This window comes from Lentzea sp. NPDC036949, assembly GCF_055608075.1.
In genome coordinates, this window is sequence record NZ_JBVJRA010000013.1 from 131,734 (window position 1) to 150,624 (window position 18,891).

General features: G+C 71.3%; 10 protein-coding genes. 5 read left to right on the forward strand and 5 right to left on the reverse strand.

Annotation, left to right across the window (positions count from 1 at the left end; all coding sequences use genetic code 11):
* Window positions 1–229: 229 nt before the first annotated feature.
* From ettA to ACZ7CD_RS31410, 5 genes are all read left to right on the forward strand, one after another.
* Window positions 230–1,906 carry an energy-dependent translational throttle protein EttA gene (gene ettA, locus ACZ7CD_RS31390; protein ID WP_360401898.1) on the forward strand — a complete coding sequence of 559 codons (1,677 nt, stop codon included), beginning with the start codon at window positions 230–232 and terminating at the stop codon, window positions 1,904–1,906.
* 18 nt (window positions 1,907–1,924) lie between these two features.
* On the forward strand, window positions 1,925–6,268 hold the full coding sequence (locus ACZ7CD_RS31395) for a hypothetical protein (RefSeq protein WP_470380309.1): 4,344 nt from the start codon (window positions 1,925–1,927) through the stop codon (window positions 6,266–6,268).
* A gap of 334 nt (window positions 6,269–6,602) precedes the next feature.
* Window positions 6,603–11,543: an NAD-glutamate dehydrogenase gene (locus ACZ7CD_RS31400; RefSeq protein WP_470372140.1), complete on the forward strand. Its 4,941-nt coding sequence runs from the start codon at window positions 6,603–6,605 to the stop codon at window positions 11,541–11,543.
* 119 nt (window positions 11,544–11,662) lie between these two features.
* Window positions 11,663–12,094: an acyl-CoA thioesterase gene (locus ACZ7CD_RS31405; protein ID WP_360401907.1), complete on the forward strand. Its 432-nt coding sequence runs from the start codon at window positions 11,663–11,665 to the stop codon at window positions 12,092–12,094.
* The gene (locus ACZ7CD_RS31410; RefSeq protein ID WP_360401910.1) at window positions 12,087–12,713 is read left to right on the forward strand and encodes a DUF8010 domain-containing protein; all 627 of its coding nucleotides are present in this window, start codon (window positions 12,087–12,089) and stop codon (window positions 12,711–12,713) included. Before ACZ7CD_RS31405 ends, ACZ7CD_RS31410 begins: the two co-directional genes overlap by 8 nt.
* Before the next feature lie 4 nt (window positions 12,714–12,717).
* On the opposite strand, the gene ACZ7CD_RS31415 is transcribed toward ACZ7CD_RS31410, so the two are convergent.
* The 5 genes from ACZ7CD_RS31415 to ACZ7CD_RS31435 form a co-directional block, all read right to left on the reverse strand.
* Window positions 12,718–13,593, reverse strand: a complete 876-nt coding sequence (locus tag ACZ7CD_RS31415; RefSeq protein ID WP_470380310.1) for a DMT family transporter — start codon at window positions 13,591–13,593, stop codon at window positions 12,718–12,720.
* Between the two features lie 49 nt (window positions 13,594–13,642).
* On the reverse strand, window positions 13,643–15,235 hold the full coding sequence (locus tag ACZ7CD_RS31420; protein WP_360401916.1) for a glycoside hydrolase family 13 protein: 1,593 nt from the start codon (window positions 15,233–15,235) through the stop codon (window positions 13,643–13,645).
* 57 nt (window positions 15,236–15,292) lie between these two features.
* Window positions 15,293–15,676 carry a globin gene (locus ACZ7CD_RS31425; protein ID WP_360401919.1) on the reverse strand — a complete coding sequence of 128 codons (384 nt, stop codon included), beginning with the start codon at window positions 15,674–15,676 and terminating at the stop codon, window positions 15,293–15,295.
* Window positions 15,677–15,827: 151 nt separating this feature from the next.
* A complete protein-coding gene (locus ACZ7CD_RS31430; RefSeq protein ID WP_360401931.1) occupies window positions 15,828–16,658 on the reverse strand; it encodes a mechanosensitive ion channel family protein in 831 nt (276 codons plus the stop codon).
* Window positions 16,659–16,753: 95 nt separating this feature from the next.
* Entirely contained in the window at window positions 16,754–18,850 is a 2,097-nt protein-coding gene (locus ACZ7CD_RS31435; RefSeq protein ID WP_470380311.1) for a prolyl oligopeptidase family serine peptidase, read from the reverse strand.
* Between the last annotated feature and the right edge of the window lie 41 nt (window positions 18,851–18,891).

Sequence of the window (18,891 nt, forward strand, 5' to 3'; positions counted from 1 at the left end):
TCGGGAACCCGCACGATCCGGCGGCACCGCCGGAGATGATGTACGCACTGCGATCCGAGAAGGAGGGAAGCTCGTAGATCGGGCCGACGAGGACCGATCGCCGAGGGTCGTTCACGTTCGAATGGAATGAGCTGGTCACCGTCTCGCGTGCCGCTCGATCCGGACCTGGACACCTGCTTGTCGGCGACCGAGGTCAACGGCCTCCGGGCACCGCTCTACGATCGCCGCCATGGCCGAGTTCATCTACACCATGAAAAAGGTGCGCAAGGCGCACGGTGACAAGGTCATCCTCGATGACGTCACGATCATGTTCTACCCCGGCGCGAAGATCGGTGTGGTCGGTCCCAACGGCGCCGGCAAGTCGAGCGTGCTCAAGATCATGGCGGGGTTGGACACGCCCAACAACGGCGAGGCGTACCTGTCGCCCGGCTACACCGTGGGCATCCTCCAGCAGGAGCCGCCGCTCAACGAGGAGAAGACCGTCCTCGGCAACGTCCAGGAGGGCCTGGGCGAGATCAAGGTGAAGCTCGACCGCTTCAACGAGATCGCCGAGCTGATGGCGACCGACTACTCCGACGAGCTGATGGAGGAGATGGGCAAGCTCCAGGAGGAGCTCGACCACGCCGACGCGTGGGACCTCGACTCCCAGCTGGAACAGGCGATGGACGCCCTGCGCTGCCCGCCCCCGGACGCCGACGTCACCAAGCTCTCCGGTGGTGAGCGCCGCCGCGTCGCGCTGTGCAAGCTGCTGCTGAGCAAGCCCGACCTGCTGCTGCTCGACGAGCCCACCAACCACCTGGACGCGGAGAGCGTCCTGTGGCTGGAGCAGCACCTCGCGCAGTACGCCGGCGCCGTGCTCGCCGTGACCCACGACCGGTACTTCCTGGACAACCTGGCCGAGTGGATCCTCGAGATCGACCGCGGCCGGACCCACCCGTACGAGGGCAACTACTCCACCTACCTGGAGAAGAAGGCCGAGCGGCTCGCGGTCCAGGGCAAGAAGGACCAGAAGCTGCAGAAGCGCCTCAAGGACGAGCTGGAGTGGGTGCGCTCCGGCGCCAAGGCCCGCCAGGCCAAGTCCAAGGCGCGTCTCGACCGCTACGAGGAGATGGCGGCCGAGGCGGAGAAGACCCGCAAGCTCGACTTCGAGGAGATCCAGATCCCGCCGGGCCCGCGACTGGGCAGCGTCGTGGTCGAGGTCGACAAGCTGAAGAAGGGCTTCGGCGACCGGGTCCTGATCAACGACCTGTCGTTCACGTTGCCGCGCAACGGCATCGTCGGCGTCATCGGTCCGAACGGCGTCGGCAAGACGACGCTGTTCAAGACCATCGTCGGTCTCGAGGAGCCGGACGCCGGCACCGTGAAGGTCGGCGAGACGGTCCTGCTGTCCTACGTCGACCAGAACCGCGGCGGCATCGACCCGAAGAAGAACGTGTGGGAGGTCGTGTCCGGTGGGCTCGACTACATCCACGTCGGCAACGTCGAGATGCCGTCCCGCGCGTACGTCAGCGCCTTCGGCTTCAAGGGTCCTGACCAGCAGAAGCCCGCGGGTGTGCTGTCCGGCGGTGAGCGCAACCGCCTGAACCTCGCGCTCACGCTCAAGCTCGGCGGCAACCTGATCCTGCTGGACGAGCCGACGAACGACCTGGACGTCGAGACCCTGGGCTCGCTGGAGAACGCGCTTGAGCAGTTCCCCGGCTGCGCCGTGGTCATCTCCCACGACCGGTGGTTCCTCGACCGCGTCGCCACGCACATCCTCGCGTGGGAGGGCACGGACGAGGACCCGTCGAAGTGGTACTGGTTCGAGGGCAACTTCGAGGGGTACGAGAAGAACAAGCTCGAGCGCCTGGGTGCCGACGCCGCGAGGCCGCACCGCGTCACCTACCGCAAATTGACACGGGACTGAGAGGGCAACGGCGACGTCGTGGCGGCGAGGGGCGAGACGCAGGCGAACGTCGAGGTGAGCACGCTGGCCGTGCCCGCCTGGCGGCTGCGTTGGCGGGCACCGGAGCTCGCTCTGGTGCTGGGTGAGCGCGTGCTGGCGCTCACCTCCGCTCGTCAGGACGACGCCGAGCGGTTGCGGGCCGAGGCGCTCGTGGTCTTCGCGGGCAACCGCGTGGGCCGCGGCGTCCGGGTCGCCGACCGGGCACTCGACGCGCTGAAGGCGGCCGAGGCCGCCGGGGACCAAGAGACGGCGTGGCTGCTGCGGGTCGAGCTGGCGGCGTGCGCGCGTGCCGTGGGCGCGCCGCTGACCGGGTTCGCAGCCGTCATGCCCGTCCTGGAGGCGGCGGACGTGCCCGCGGAGCTGCGGGCGTCCGCTCTCGTGCAGGCCAGCGAGTGCCTGGTCACCGTCGGCCGCGGCGACGAGCCGACCCGCGCGCTCGCCGAGGCCGACCAGCTCTACGTCGCCGACACCGAGCTCGACGAGGACATGCGGCTGGTGCTGCGCGGTCTCATCCGCGCCGTGCAGGCCGCGCAGCACCGCCGGTGGGGCGACATCGCCGCCGCCATCGGTGCCGCACGCGAAGGCCTCGACCTGCTGAGCCGGCTCGCCGACCAGTCAGCGGACAGCGGCCAGGCGCACGGCCGGCTGACGCTGGAGCTGGCGCTCGCGTTGATGGACGCGAACCGCATGCTCGACGCGACCGAGGTCGGCGCCCCACTGCTCGACCGCCCGGTGCGCGCACCGGGCGCCTCCACCGCAGGCTGGCTCCGCCTGGCCCTCGCCACGCGGGTGCACCTGCCCGCCGGCCGGGTCGCCGTGGCCCGCGACATGCTGCGCGACGCCGCGACCAGCGCCGAACGCCACCAGCTCGACACGGTGCTCGCCGAGAGCCTGCTGGCGCTGGCGCACGTGCACGAGGTGGCCGGTGACCTCGCCGACGCGCTCACCAACCTCCGTTCCGCCCACGCCGCGGAACGCCGCCGTGCCCGCGCCGTCTACGCCGTGCGCGCCCGGTTCGCCGCCGAGTTCTCCGGCGTCCACCGCCAGCCCGCCGACCTGCACCGGCAGCTCGCGGACCTGCTCCGCCCGATCGAGGGCATGACCAGGCCCGCCGACGGCCTCCTGCCCGCCGCCCTGAAGCAGCAGCTCCGGCAGTGGCGCCCGGTCCAGGTCCGCAAGGCGGACGGCCTGAAGGTCAAGCGGGCACGCCGGGCTGCCGAAGACATGACCGTGGAGGGTTTGTCCGCGGCACGAGCACACGCCGCCGATCGCTGGCGCTTGGTCCAGCCCTTCGGCGAGCCCGGCGACAAGACGCCGGACCCGGTCGAGCCGCCACCCGTCTCCGAGCGCACGGTTCCCGCGTCCGGTCTCATCGCCTCGGCCGGCGCCATGGTCAGCGGCCGCCGCCGTGCCGCCCGCGTTGCCGCCGGCGAGATCGAGGACACACCTGCTGCCGCCACCGAGGTCATCCCCGTCATCCCCGCGTCGCCCGAGGATGCCCCGTCGGCGAATCCCGCGCCGGCCGAGCCGCAGCTGAGCGCCGACCAGGAGCGCAAGCGCAAGGTCGAGCAGCAGCTCATGGAGTTGCAGCGCGAGGCCCGCCGCCAGATCGAGGCAGAACGCGCGGCGCGCGCCGAGGAGCGCGCCAAGGTCGAACGCGAGGCCCGCCAGGCCGCCGAGGAGGCCGCCCGCCAGGAGGCTGCCCGCCAAGAGGCCGCTCGCCGGGAGGCCCAGCGCCGGGAAGCCGCGCGGCAAGAGGCGGCCCGCCAGCAAGCTGCTCGGGAGGAAGCCGCCCGGCAGGAGGCGGCCCGTCAGGAGGCAGTCCGTCAGGAGGCGGCCCGTCAGGAAGCCGCGCGGGAGGAAGCCGCTCGCCAAGAGGCGGCCCGGCAGGAGGCGGCTCGCCAGGAGGCGGCTCGCCAGGAGGCGGCGCTTCAGGAGGCCGCTCGCGAGGTCGCCGCCCGTGAGGCTGCCCGCGTCGAAGCTGCCCGAGCCCAGGCCGCCCGCGTGGAAGCGGCTCGGCAGGAGGCCGCCCGCCTGGAAGCAGCGCGCCAGGAGGCTGCGCGTCAAGAGGCCGTGCGCGAAGAAGCCGCGCGTCAGGAAGCCCTCCGCGCCTCCGCGGAACGCGAGGAGGCCGCACGGCAGGAGGCTGCGCGCCACGAGGCAGCAAGGCAGGAGGCGGCCCGGCAGGAGGCGGTGCGGCACGAGTCCGCTCGTCACGAGGCTGCGCGGCAGGAGATACCGCGGCAGGAGGCAGCGCGGCAGGAGATACCGCGGCAGGAGGCAGCGCGGCAGGAGGCAGCGCGCCGGGAAGCGGCCCTTCACCAGGGTTCGCACCAGGAGAGTGCGGGCCAGGAAGCCGCTCTCAAGGGTGCTGCTCGCGCGGCCGCCGACAGCGACACCGCCGGTGGCGACACCGCTTATCCGGACACCGCATCTCCGGACGGCGCGGCCTCCGGGGGCGGCGTCGCGGACCCCGACCGCCAGGCCACCCTGCGCACCAGGTCGCCGTTCGCGCAGCCGCCGTTCGTGCCCTCCTCGCAGGAGGAGAGCGTCCTCGACAAGCTCAAGGCGCAGGGCCTGCGCGCCGGTGGTCGCCGCCGTGCCCCCGACGCCACCCGTTCCGCGCCGGTCGAGTCCGAGGCGGACGCCCCGTCGTGGCGCGTCGACCCCCCGGACCGGCTGCGCGACGAGCGCGTTCCCGGCTACTCCGCGGACGCCGCGGACCCCGGTACGTCTCAGTCGTTCTTCGCGGACCTCTCCACGAGTCTGCCTTCGCAGGCGGCCTCCGATGAGCCGTCAGGCCCTCCGGAGACCACCGGCCCGAACCTCTTCGGCGACCCCGACCAGCCGGACCGCACCGCCCGCCCCGGCCTGGCGGCGGCCTTCTCCCGCCCGCCGGCCGCTCCCGACTTCGGCCCGCACGTCGACGACCCGGCCTATCCGCTCTTCACCCCGGCATCAGGCTTCCCGGCGGCCGAGCCGACACCTCCCCCGGCTCCCGAACCTGCTGAGCCGGACCTGGACCTGCCGGATTTGAGCCTGCCGGACCTGAAGCTGCCCGAGCTCACGCTGCCGGAACTCGACTTCAGCTCCCTCGACCTCGGTGACCTCGCGGCGCGCTCGCAGTCCGCCAAGCCCGACTGGTCGACGTCCTCGATCCCACACCCGGAGCCCGCCGAGCCGCCGGACCCCCCCCAGCCCCGCCCCACCCCGGAGCACGAGCCGGAGCCGGTGCCGCCCGTCCCGGACCCGGTGCCGTCCGTCCCCGTGCCGGACGAGGTCCCGCGGCCCTCCGAGCCGGACTTGCTGACGAACACGTTCCTGAGCGCTGCCGACGTCGACGACGACCTCGCCGACCTGCCGACGGCTCCCGTCCAGCTCCATCCCGACGCGCACACGGCCCGGACCCCGCGCTCCGCCGGGTTCTCGTCCGCAGTTGCCGTACCGTCGGAGCAGGGCCCGGGCGAAACGGCAGGACCGGGCGTCGAGGCCGACCCCGCCGCGGCGACCGAGGCCGTCGGTTCGCCCGCTCCGGTGGAGGACACGCCCGCGAAGCCGTCGAACGGCCGCCCGAGCAGCCGCCGCAAGCCGAGTGACCTGAGCCTGGCCGACCTGCTGGCCGAGGCCCTGGTCGCCTACGAGACCGGTCGCCGCGAGGACGAGGAACAGTTCCAGGCCGCCGACCTGGCCACTGAGGACTGGTCGACCGTGGACGGTGACCAGCCGACGCCCGCAGTGCCGCTCGGCCAGGACGAGCCGCAGCCGGGCCTCCCGTCCACGCAGGACCAGACACCGCCCGCGTTTCCGCTGATCCCGGACCAGCCGACCGGTGCTCCGGCACCGGGTGAGTCCGGCTTGCCGTTCATCCCCGGCCAGCCGCTGCCGCCCGACCTGGCGCTGCCCCAGCTCCCGGTACCGGAACCCTCTCCGGTCCAGGAGCAGCCCCTCCCGTCCGGCGACGGTGCGCCGTTCGGCTCCGGTCGACCGTCGTTCGCCGACCAGCCGTTCGTCCCCGGCCACCTGCTGGGCTCCGGGCAGCAGTTCGGCGCGGAGCCGTCGTTCGGCTCGCCCGCGCCGCAGTTCGGGGCGAACGCGCAGTTCGGTCTGCCCGCGCTGCCCTCGACCGAACACCCCGTCCCGGCCGCGGACACGTCGGGGAACCCGCCCACGACCCCGCCCGGCGGCCTGTCGGTCGAGGCCAGCCGCGAGGAGACCACGGGCCCGATCGTCCCCGTGGGCACCGCGTCGGAGGAAGAGACCACCGGCCCGATCCGTCGTGTTCAGACCGACGGTGTTGGCGGCTGGACCCTGCCGGGTACCTAGGTCCGGCGAGAACAGATCCACTCAGGACTGCCGGGAGGACCCGGCGGTCGGTGGAAGGCCGCGCCGAACAGGTCGGCGGTGGTGCGCCGGCCCGGTTGTGAGAGGTGCGGAATGAGACAGAGGAACGGAGGTGTGGCGAGTGTCGCTCGTGCACGTCGTGGGATTGCGTCCACCATGCGGAATGCCTTGGGATCACTGGTGAAGTGACTCGATTCAGCCCTCGATTCAGTGGTTCGACAGTGCCCCTCCCGTTGCCGGTGACGGCCGCCACCCCATCTAGGGTGGGGGCGGACCCGGCACACAGAGGTGCCGGATAGCGTGGAGTCGCCTGAAGATGACCTCGACTGGAGCCCCGACCCGAACCGACGACGTCTCCGCGGTGACCACCGCGGACGGCGGCAGTCGACCGGCCAGTCCTGAGCAGGTCCGTGACGAGCTGATCGAACGGGCCGCCGCCAATGCCCCCGAACTCGCTGATCTGATCCGCCTGTTCTACCGCCACGTGCCCGCCGAGGAAGTCAACGACGACGACCCGGTGGACCTGGTCGGTGCGGTGCGGTCGAACTACCGGCTGGCCGAGAGCCGCGTGCCCGGGAGGGCAGCGGTCAGGATCTTGAACCCGACCCGCTCGCAGGACGGCTGGCAGTGCCCCGTCACCGTGGTGCAGGTCGTGACCGACGACATGCCGTACCTGGTCGACTCGGTCGCATCCGAGCTCACCCGCGGCGGTCTGCAGGTGCAGCGGGTGGTGCACCCGATCGTCGTGGTGCGCCGCGACCCGGTGACCGGTGAGCGCCTGGAGGTGCTGCCGACCGCGGACCCGGCCGATCCGCCGGCCGACGCGCTCGCCGAGTCGTGGATGAACATCGAGGTCGACCTCATCACCGATGCCGACCGGGCGCGGGAGCTGGAGTCCCGGCTGCTGTCGGTGCTGACCGACGTCCGCGAGGTCGTCGAGGACACCGACCGGATGGCGTCGACGGCGTTGCAGCTGGCCGACGAGCTGGACAAGGGCGCCTCCGACGAGGCGTCCGCGGATGCCGCGAAGCTCCTGCGGTGGCTCGCGGACGGGCACTTCACGTTCATGGGCTACCGGCAGTACGAGCTCGTGCAGGAGGACGACGACCCGGCGTTGCGGGCCGTGCTCGCGAGCGGGCTCGGGGTGTTGCGGCAGGACAGCCTCGCCGCGCGGAGCCTCACCGAGGGGCCGGACAACGGCGCGCAGGCGCTGAGCCCGAACCCGCTGGTGCTGACGCAGGCGAGTGCGCAGAGCAGCGTGCACCGCAGCGTCTACCCGTACTACGTGGGCGTGAAGACGTTCGACGGTGCCGGCAACGTGACCGGGGAGCACCGGTTCCTCGGCATCTTCAGCACCACGGCGTTGCACGAGGACGTGCTGGACATCCCGGTGATCGAGCGCCGGGTGCGCGACGTGATCCACCGCGCGGGCTTCCCGCTGCAGTCCTACTCGGGCCAGCGGATGCTGGAGGTGATCCAGAACTACCCGCGCACCGAGCTGTTCTCGGTGGACGAGGAGTGGCTCTACCAGACCACGACGGGGGTCATCGCCCTCGCGGAACGCCGCCGGCTGCGGCTGTTCCTGCGGCGCGACCCGTACGGCCGGTTCTTCTCCTGCCTGGTCTACCTGCCGCGCGACCGCTACACGACGACGAGCCGGCTGGCGATGCAGGAGGTGCTGCTCGCGGAGCTGGGCGGGCTGAACCTGGAGTACAGCGCGCGCATCGGCGAGTCGGCGCTGGCGCGGGTGCACTTCATGGTGCACACGGACCCGCACCGGACGCTGGAGCCGGACACGCACGCGATCCAGCTGAAGCTGGCCGAGGCCATCCGCAGCTGGGACGACCGCATGGTCGAGGCCGTCGTCGGCGACGACCTGGGCGCCGAGTCGGCCACGGAGCAGGGCCAGCGGTTCGCCGCGGTCTTCCCGGAGGCCTACAAGGAGGACTTCCCCGCCTCCACGGGCCTGGAGGACTACCGGCGCATCGAGGCGCTCGTGCAGGGCGACCTCGACATGGTGTTCTACGTGCCCGAGAACGCCGAGCCGGGGGAGCGGCGCTTCAAGCTGTTCGTGACCGGCGACGGCATCACGCTCTCGGACGTGCTGCCGATGCTGCAGCGCATGGGCGTGATCGTGGTCGACGAGCGGCCGTACGAGATCGCGCGCGAGGACGGCGTGCAGTGCTGGATCTACGACTTCGGCCTGCGCATCGACAAGGCCGCGCTGTCGCAGCTGTCCGAGGCCGGCCTCGACAACGTGCGGGTGCGGTTCCAGGACGCGTTCGCCGCCGTCTGGCGCGGCGAGGCCGAGGTCGACCGGTTCAACTCGCTGGTGCTGCAGGCCGGGCTGACCTGGCAGCAGGCCGCGATGCTGCGCGCGTACGCGAAGTACCTGCGGCAGGCGGGCACGCCGTACTCGCAGGACTACATCGAGGACGCGGTGCTCAGCCACACGAGCGTGGCGATCGCGCTGGTCGCGTTGTTCGAGGCGCGGTTCGACCCGCGGCTCGACGACGCCACGCGCACCGACCGCACCGAGACCATGGTCGTCGAGACCGGCAAGCTGATCGACGACGTGACGAGCCTCGACGCGGACCGGATCCTGCGCAGCCTGCTCACGCTGATCAACGCCACGCTGCGGACGAACTACTTCTTCCGCGACGCCGACGGCAACGCCCGGCCGTACCTGTCGGTCAAGCTCGACCCGCAGGCCATCCCGGACCTGCCGGCACCGCGGCCGAAGTTCGAGATCTTCGTGTACTCGCCGCGCGTCGAGGGCGTGCACCTGCGCTTCGGCAGCGTCGCCCGCGGTGGTCTGCGCTGGTCCGACCGCCGCGAGGACTTCCGCACGGAGGTACTCGGCCTGGTCAAGGCGCAGGCCGTGAAGAACGCGGTGATCGTGCCGGTCGGCGCGAAGGGCGGGTTCGTGGTCAAGAAGCCGATCGCCCCGACGGGCGACCCCGGCATCGACCGCGAGAACTTCATGTCCGAGGGCATCGCCTGCTACAAGATGTTCATCTCGGGCCTGCTCGACCTCACCGACAACCTGATCAACAACGAGGTCGTGCCCGCGCCGCAGGTCGTGCGCTACGACGCCGACGACACCTACCTGGTCGTCGCCGCGGACAAGGGCACCGCGACGTTCTCCGACATCGCCAACGGCGTGTCGCAGAGCTACGGCTTCTGGCTCGGTGACGCGTTCGCCTCCGGTGGCTCCATCGGCTACGACCACAAGGCCATGGGCATCACGGCCAAGGGTGCGTGGGAGAGCGTGAAGCGCTCGTTCCGCGAGCTGGGCCTCGACACCCAGACCGAGGAGTTCACGGTCGTCGGCATCGGCGACATGAGCGGTGACGTGTTCGGCAACGGCATGATGCTGTCCGAGCACATCCGGCTCGTTGCCGCGTTCGACCACCGGCACATCTTCATCGACCCGAACCCGGTGGCGGCCACGTCGTTCGCCGAGCGGGTGCGGCTGTTCTCCGTGCCGCGCTCGTCGTGGGACGACTACGACCGCTCGCTGATCAGCGAGGGCGGCGGCGTCTTCCCGCTGACGGCGAAGTCGATCCCGATCTCCGAGCAGGCCCGCGTCGCGCTGGGGCTGCCGGAGGGCGTGCAGAAGCTGTCCCCGCCGGAGCTGAAGAAGGCCATCCTGCTCGCGCCGGTCGACCTGCTGTGGAACGGCGGCATCGGCACGTACGTGAAGGCGTCCATCGAGTCGCACGCCGACGTCGGCGACAAGGCGAACGACTCGATCCGCGTCAACGGCGCCGACCTGCGGGTCAAGGTCATCGGCGAGGGCGGCAACCTGGGGCTGACCCAGCGCGGCCGCATCGAGTTCGCGCGCACCGGCGGCAAGGTCAACACCGACGCGCTCGACAACTCCGCCGGCGTCGACTGCTCCGACCACGAGGTCAACATCAAGATCCTGCTGGACCACCTGGTCCGGGAGGGGTCGCTGGAGCAGCAGCAGCGCAACGAGGTCCTCGCCGAGATGACTGACGAGGTCGGCCGGCTCGTGCTGGCGGACAACTACTCGCAGAACAACGTGCTGGGCGTCAGCCGGGCGCACGCCGCCCCGATGCTGTCGGTGCACGCGCGGCTCACGGCCGACCTGGAGGCCCGCGGCGCGCTGAGCCGCCAGCTGGAGGCGCTGCCGAGCCCGGCGGAGTTCAAGGCGCTGGAGAAGGCGGGCGAGGGCCTCACCTCGCCGGAGCTCGCGACGCTGCTCGCGTTCACGAAGCTCACGCTGAAGGAGGAGCTGCTCGCCAGCGACATCCCGACGATCGACACGTTCACCCGCAAGCTGCCGGACTACTTCCCGAGCCTGCTGCGCGAACGCTTCGGCGCCGCGATCCCGAACCACCCGCTGGCCAGGGAGATCATCACCACCGTCGTGGTCAACGAGGTCGTCGACGGTGGCGGCATCTCCTACGCGTTCCGCCTCGCCGAGGAGACGAGCGCCTCGGCCACGGACGCGGTGCGCGCGTACGCCGTGGTCACCCAGGTCTTCGACCTGCCGTCGATCTGGCGGGAGATCGAGGCGCTGGACACCGCGGTCTCGACGGACGTGCAGGACAGCATGGTCCTGGAGACCCGCCGCCTGCTCGACCGGGCGTCGCGCTGGCTGCTGTCGAACCGCCCGCAGCCGCTCGCGGTGGGCTCGACGATCAGCCGCTTCCGCGGCGTGGTGGAGCAGCTGAGCCCGTCGGCCTTCGACCTGCTGCAGGGCAAGGAGCTGGCGGTCGTCGCGGGCAAGGCCGAGCGGTACGTCGAACAGGGCGTTCCCGCGGAGCTGGCCCGCAAGGTCGCCGCGCTGCTCTACATGTACGGCCTGCTCGACGTCACCGAGATCGCCGAGCTGGCCGAACGCGAGTTCGGCCCGACCGGCGGAGCGGGCCCGGAGCGCACCCACCGGGAGACGGCCGAGCTGTACTTCGCGCTGTCCGACCACCTCGACATCGACCACATGCTGGACTCGGTGACGAGCCTGGAACGCGGCAACCGCTGGCACGCGCTGGCCCGGCTCGCGCTGCGCGACGACTTCTACACGTCGCTGCGGGCCATCTCGGTCGACGTGCTGAGGGCGAGCGACGAGGACGACACGGCGGCCGAGAAGATCGCCAAGTGGGAGCAGGCCAACGCCTCGCGCCTGGCCCGTTCCCGCGGCGCGCTGGAGGAGATCAACCGGGTCCACCAGCTCGACCTGGCCACGCTCTCCGTCGCCGCGCGGCAGGTGCGGAGCATGGTCCGCTAGCAGGCACGGACGACAGGGGCGCCGCGGAGGAGTTCTCTCCGCGGCGCCCTTGCCGTTCCACCCGTTCCGCGAGGGGACTCGCTCGTGATGCGGCGGGGTTTGCTCGGTAGGGTCCGTGCATGGGTGTCTTCGTCACTGGTGTGCGACCGCGGTGGTCGGACATGGATGCGTTCGGTCACATCAACCACGCGAAGACGGTGACACTGCTGGAAGAAGCCCGCATCGAGCTGCTGTTCACCGAGGCCGCCCGCCACGGGGTCAAGGAGATGGCCGAGGGCATGGTCGTGGCGCGGCTGGTGGTCGACTACCTCGCGCCGATCGTGTTCACCGGCGAGGAGATCGTCGTGGAGATGTCGGTGCGCGAGCTGCGGTCGGCGTCCTTCACCCTCGACTACGTGGTGCGGAGCGGCCGGGAAACGGGTAGCCCGGTGGTCGCCAAGGCGGAGACGCTGATGGCTCCCTACAACTTGACGACTGCGCGCCCGCGTCGTCTGACCGAGGCCGAACGCGACTTCCTCGCGGGTTGGCGTGCCGGAGGTAACGGTGCCTGAGCTGGTGTTGGCCGACGCGGCCGAGAGAGACGACCTCGGCGCGTTCGCCGCGCGCGCGGTGCGGCTGGACGGGCAGACGGTGGTGCGTCTGCGCAACCGCGACGAGGAGCTGCTGGACGCGTGGGTGGCGACGCCGTTCGACACGCTGGCCACGCGGACCGTTGCGGGGCAGGCGAACCCGGCGGACGTCACGGTGGCCGGGTCGGAGCTGCTGACCGGACTCGCGGTGATGCGCGACGAGCGCATCGACCCGGGACCGGCCAAGGACCTGATGTGGCGCTCGGCCCTGCCGCCCGCGGAGGGCTGGCTGCTGGTGGACCGGTTACCGGTCGAGGTCGTCGCGAAGCTCGCGGACGAGGGCGTCGAGGTGGCGCGGGAGAACACCGGCCCGCAGGGCACGCCACCGGCCTCGCTGCTGGACCAGGTCGTGCTGACGGTGACCGGGTCCGGGCTGGACGTGAAGATCCCGCTGCGGTGCCTGTTCGCGTTGTCCGGCATGGGTTTCCTCGGCGAGGACGGCGAGGTGCGGGTGACCGCGACGGACTCGTGGCTGCGGATCGACGCGCGCTACGGGGCCGTGGTGCGGCGCCGGCACTCGATGCTGCCGCTGATCGTCTGACCCGCTACCGGCGGTCGAGGGCGACCTCCGGCCGGGCGGGCAACGCCAGCAACGACAGCCCGCCGAGCACCAGCAGCCCGCCGGCGACCGTGGCCGCGGTGATCTCCTCACCCAGCACCAGCACTCCCAGCGCGGTCGCCACGACCGGCTCGGCGAGCGTCAGCGTGGCCACGGTCGCGGCGGGCAGCACCTTGAGCCCGGCACCGAACAGCAGGTACGCCACCACCGTGGGCACCAGCGCCAGGTACACGGCGATCGTGATGCCGCCGGTGGAGTCGAGGCCGCCCGGCCACCGCCAGATCAGCATCGGCACCAACACCAGCGCACCCACGCCGAACATGAGCCCCATCGCGCCGTGGGAACGCTGGCCGTGCGCGATCAACCGCGACCCGGCCACCGTGTAGACGCCGTACCCGAGCCCGGCCAGCAACGACGCCGCCACCCCGAGCCACGACACACCAGTGCCGCCGCCGGTCAGCACCGCCACGCCCGCGACCGCCAGCGCCGTGGCGGCCAGCCAGCGCGCCGACGGCGTCCTGCGCGTGCTCAGCCACTCGACGACGCCCGCCCACACGGGCCCGGAGCCCAGCGCCACGACCGTGCCGACCGCGACCCCGCTCAGCCGCACACCGGTGAAGAACCCGATCTGGAAGGCGACGACCCCGACCGCTCCCGCGACCACGACGGGCCACGAGAAGCGGGTGCCGCGGTAAGCGCCCGACACCTGGGCGACGGCGAACAGGACCGCCCCGGCGAGCACGACGCGGGCAGCGCCCACCGCGAGCGGGTCGAGGCCACCGGGACCGAGCTCCTGCGCGGTCCCGGTCGTGCCGAACAGGACGGCGGCGGCGAGGACGGCGAGGACTCCACGGGAACGCACGCCCGCCATCCTCACCGGCCCCGCCGCCGCGGTCGAACGAATTGCGGTGTCAGACCAGCCACACGGCGGTGTCCGGCGGCAGCTGGTCGCCGTCCATCGGACCGGACGACAGCAGCACCCGGCCAGGGGGCAGCGGCACGGACGCGCCCGAGGTGTTCAGCGCGCAGATCAGCCCGCCGCCCTTGCGCCGGAACGCGAAGCAGCCCGCCGGGGCGCCGTACCACTCGAGCTCGTTGCCACCGAACGCCGGCGACGTCTTGCGGTGCTCCAGGGCCTCCCGGTACAGCGAGAGCATCGAGCCGGGGTCCTCCAGCTGCGCCTCCGCGGTGAGGTGGTCCCACTCGTTCGGCTGCGGCAGCCAGGTGTTGACCGCGGTCGAGAAGCCGAACGGCGGGGCGGTGCCCTCCCACGGGATCGGCACCCGGCAGCCGTCGCGGCCGCGTTCGGTGTGGCCGGAGCGCTCCCAGGTCGGGTCCTGCAGGGCCCAGTCCGGCAGCTCGACGTTGGGCAGGCCCAGCTCTTCGCCGTTGTACAGGTAGATCACGCCGGGCAGGGCCAGCTCGACCAGCGTCATCGCCCGCGCGCGCTGCTCGCCCAGCGCACCGCCGCCGTAGCGGGTCACGTGCCGCACCACGTCGTGGTTGGACAGCGTCCACGCCGCGGGCGTGCCGCTCAGGGCCACCGCGGCCAGCGTGTGCTCGATCGCCGAACGGACGGCGTCGGCGTCGAAGCCGGCCTCGACCAGGCGGAAGTTGAAGCCCAGGTGCAGCTCGTCGGGGCGGACGTAGGCGGCGAAGCGCTCGTCGTCCTTCACCCAGATCTCGCCGACGGCCATGGTGCCGGGGTAGCCGTCCATGACCTTGCGGATCATGCGGTGGATCTCGTGCACGCCCTCGTTGTCGAACCGCGGGTCGTGCGCGTCGTCGCTCAGCACGCCCGGCGCCTGCGGGCGGATGTCCATGTCCGGCAGGCCCTCCGGCTTGGCCATGCCGTGCGCCACGTCGATGCGGAAGCCGTCGACACCGCGGTCGAGCCAGAACCGCAGCGTCTGCTCCAGGTCGGCGCGGACCTCCGGGTGCTCCCAGTTCAGGTCGGGCTGCTCGGGCGCGAACAGGTGCAGGTACCACTGGCCGTCCGGCACGCGGGTCCACGCGGGACCACCGAAGACCGACGTCCAGTTGTTCGGCGGCTGCGAGCCGTCGAAGCCGCGGCCCTCGCGGAAGATGTAGCGGGTGCGCTCCATGCTGCCGGGACCGGCCTGCAGGGCCTCCTGGAACCACTCGTGCAGGTCGCTCGTGTGGTTCGGCACCAGGTCGACGGTCACCCGGATGTTGTGCTCGTGCGCGTCCGCCACCAGCCGGTCGAACGCGGCCAGGTCGCCGAACAACGGGTCCACGTCGCGCGGGTCGGCCACGTCGTAGCCGTGGTCGGCCATGGGGGAGCGGTAGAACGGGGTGAGCCACAGGGCGTCGACACCGAGCAGTTCGAGGTAGCCCAGGCGGGACCGGATGCCGTCGAGGTCGCCGACGCCGTCGCCGTTGGAGTCGGCGAAGGAACGCACGTAGACCTGGTAGAAGACGGCGTCACGCCACCAACCGGACTCTTCGGCGATCTCGGGGCTGAGGTCGGAGGATCGTCGCACGGGGGGTCATCCTGCCATTCGTGTCGCTGCGTAAGGACCCGATCGGGTGATGGGCGATCAAGACCAGCTGTTCATCAGGCTGTTCGCGGCCATCTCCAGGTAGTCCCAGAGCTGCTTGCGGTGGGCCTCGTCGAGTCCGGCCTCGTCGACGGCGACCCTCATGCAGCGCAGCCACGCGTCCCGCTCGACCGGTCCGATCGTGAACGGCACGTGCCGCATTCGCAGCCGGGGGTGTCCCCGGTTCTCCGAGTACGTGTGCGGGCCGCCCCAGTACTGCATCAGGAACAGCCGCAGGCGCTCCTCCGCAGGTCCGAGGTCCTCCTCCGGGTAGAGGGGGAGCAGGACGTCGTCGGACTTCACCTCGTGGTAGAAGCGCGCGACGATGCGGCGGAACGTCTCCTCGCCGCCGACCTGTTCGAAGAAGCTGACCGGGTTGCCCACACACCCATCCTGACTCACGCGCGTGCGCGCGTGCAGGGCGCCCCGCCTGTTGTCTCGGTCATAGGCCTGTGAACTGGTACGACACCGGGTGATCACCGTCTCGAATGCGTGTTCTACCTCACCCGGCATCCAGGTTTGAACCCGGGCCCGCCTACTTCGCGGTGAAGCCGGCTTCCTCCAGCGCGGGCATGAGCTGCGCGCGCAGGTTGCGCTGGACCGCCCACTGGCGGCCGGGGCGCGTCTTCACGGTGACCCGCAGGGTGATGCCCTCCGGCGTGAACTTCTCGACGCCGAGCACGTCCGGTTTGGCCGTGATGTCGTTCTTCAACGGCTCCTTGTCGGCCGCGTCGGCGGCTCGGCGCTCCAGCACCTTGGTCGCCTCGGCGAGGTTGGCGCCGTAGCTCAGCGGCAGGTCGACGACCGCGACCGCGAAGCCCTGCGACGAGTTGCCGACGCGCAGGATCTCGCCGTTGCGGACGTACCAGACGGTGCCACCTGTGTCGCGGATCGTGGTGGTGCGCAGGGCGACCGCCTCGACGGTGCCGGTGATGGACGGGCCGAGGTCGACGACGTCGCCGACGCCGTACTGGTCCTCCATCAGCATGAACATGCCGGACAGGAAGTCCTTGACGAGGTTCTGGGCGCCGAAGCCGATCGCGACGCCCAGGATGCCCGCCGAGGTCAGCACGGGCGTGATGTCGAGCGTCAGCACGATCATGATCTCGAGGAACGCGATTCCGAAGACCAGGATCGTGACGACGGACTTCAGCACGGAGCCGATCGTCTTCGCCCGCTGCTCGCGGCGCTCGGAGATCAGGTTCCCGAGCGCCTGCGGAGCACGTTCGCGCAGCGGCTTGAGCAGGCCGGGCTTCTTGCCCTCCTTGCCCGGCGTGGTGATCCGGTCGATGACCTTGCGCAGCAGGGCCCTGATCACGAACGCGGCGATCAGGATCACGAGGATCTTGACCGCGCCCGCGATGATGTCCGGCCCGTACCTGTCGAAGAACTCAACCGCCTCCGCGGTCTTGTTCGCGGCGTCATCCACCGGATTCGTCGCCAACACGTGGTCGTGCCCTCCTACAACTCCATGCCCGTGGCATTCGCGAGAAACGTCAGCTGGTCCACGGCGAGAGCCACCGTCCGGCTGACCGACCGGCCCGCGTGACCGACCTCGGTCTCGCGGCGGATCAGCACCGGGTGCTTGGTCGGATCGCTGGACGAAGCGTGCTGCAGTGCCGCGCACATCTTCCTGGCGTGGTTGGGGTCCACACGAGAATCCGACTCGAACACCGTGAACAAGACGGAAGGGTACTCAACGTCCGTTACCACTTGGTGATAAGGCGAGTAGGAGAGCAGCCAGCCCAGTTCCTCGGACACGCTCGCGCTGCCGTACTCGTCCGCCCACAGCCGCCCGAGCAGGAACTTCTCGTAGCGCACCATGTCGAGCAGTGGTGCTGAGCACACCACGGCCGCGTACAGGTCGGGCCGCTGGGTCAGCGCGGCGCCCACGAGCAGACCGCCGTTGCTGCCGCCCATGATCGACAGCTGCTGCGGGGTGGTCCACCCGGTGCGCACGAGGTGCTCGGCCGCGGCGTGGAAGTCGTCGAAGACGTTCTGCTTGTTCTGCCGCATGCCGTCGACGTGCCACTCCTCGCCCTCCTCGTCGCCGCCGCGCAACGACACGTGCACCCACACGCCGCCGGCCTCGACCCACGCGAGGGTGGTGGCGCTGTAGCCGGGGCCGCGGCCGATCGCGAAGCCGCCGTAGCCGGTCAGCAGCGCCGGGCGGGGCAGGTCGGGCTTCTGCTCGCCGCTGACGACGAACATCCGCACCGTCGTGCCGTCCTTGGACGTGTACGCGACCTGCTGCGTCGTCACCGCGGGCAGCTCGACGCGACCGGGAGCGGCCTCGTGCAGCACCGTCTGGCCGGTGGCGGCGGAGTAGCGGAACACCGAGGCGGGCGTGACGAAGTCCGTCCACCCGAACCACAGCGCGTCCTCGTCGTGGCCGGTCAGGGCGTCCACGACGGACAGACCGTGCACGGAGCCGGTGCCGGGCATGGGGACGACCTGCAGGTGCGCGCCGGTCTCGGCGTTGTGCAGGTGCAGCTCGGACACCGCGTGCCGGGTGCGCAGGACGACCAGGTCGCCGTTCAGCCAGCGCACGCCGTCGAGCACCGAGTCCGGCTCCTCGCTGATGAGCTCGGTCCACTCAGCCGGGTTCGCCGGGTCGGCCACGCACAGCCGCTGCCGGGGCGCGCCGAGGTTGGTGTGCAGGTAGAGCCGTCCGTCACGGGCGACGAACGCCGAGCACTGCGCGCCGGCGTCGGACAGGAGCACCGGGTTCAGCACCGCGTCGCCGTGCAGGTCGGCGATCCACACCGAGTCGTGCTTCAACGTGCTGGGCGCACCGCTCACGACCAGCCAGCGGCCGTCCTGCGAGACGGTGAGCGAGTAGTAGAACGTGTGCTCCAGGCCGTCGCCGTGCACGTTGAGGTCGGTCTCCGGGTCGGTGCCGACCCGGTGGCGCCACACGCGGCGGTGGAAGAGCTTCTCGTCCTCCGGCAGCAGCGCCGGGTCGAGCTGGCGGACGTAGTAGAACTCCTCGCCGCCGGGCAGCCAGCCGACGGAGGAGTAGCGGCACCGGTCGATCGGGCCCTCGACCAGCTCACCGGTGTCCACGTCGAGCACGTGCAGCAGCGAGTGCTCGTTGCCGCCGACCGACACCTGGTAGGCCAGGCGCGTGCCTTCGAGGCTCGGGGACCAGCGGTCCAGGGTGGTCCTGCCGGACGGGTCGAGCACGCTCACGTCCAACAGCACGCGCTCGGTGCCGTCGGTCTCGCGCACGACGACGACCGGGTGGTCCTGCTCGGGGCCGCGGCGGGTGAAGAACGCGCGGCCGGCGCGCCAGGTCGGCGTGGACACCGAACCCGTGCGCATCAGCTCCCTCAGGCGCTCGCCCAGGCGGTCGCGGCCGGGCATCGCGTCCAGCCAGGAGCGGGCCAGCCCGTCCTGCGCCTGCGACCACGCCTCGGTGCGGGGGTCCGCGGTGTCCTCGAGCCAGCGGTAGGGGTCGGCGACCTCTCGCCCGTGGAGCTGCTCGACGAGGTTCAGCCGCTCGGCGATCGGGTACGTGATCGTCGCAGGCAGTGGTGTGGAAGGGGCTTCTGTCACCTTGGCAAGGGTAGCGGCTGTTGAAAACGATCCCCGATAGG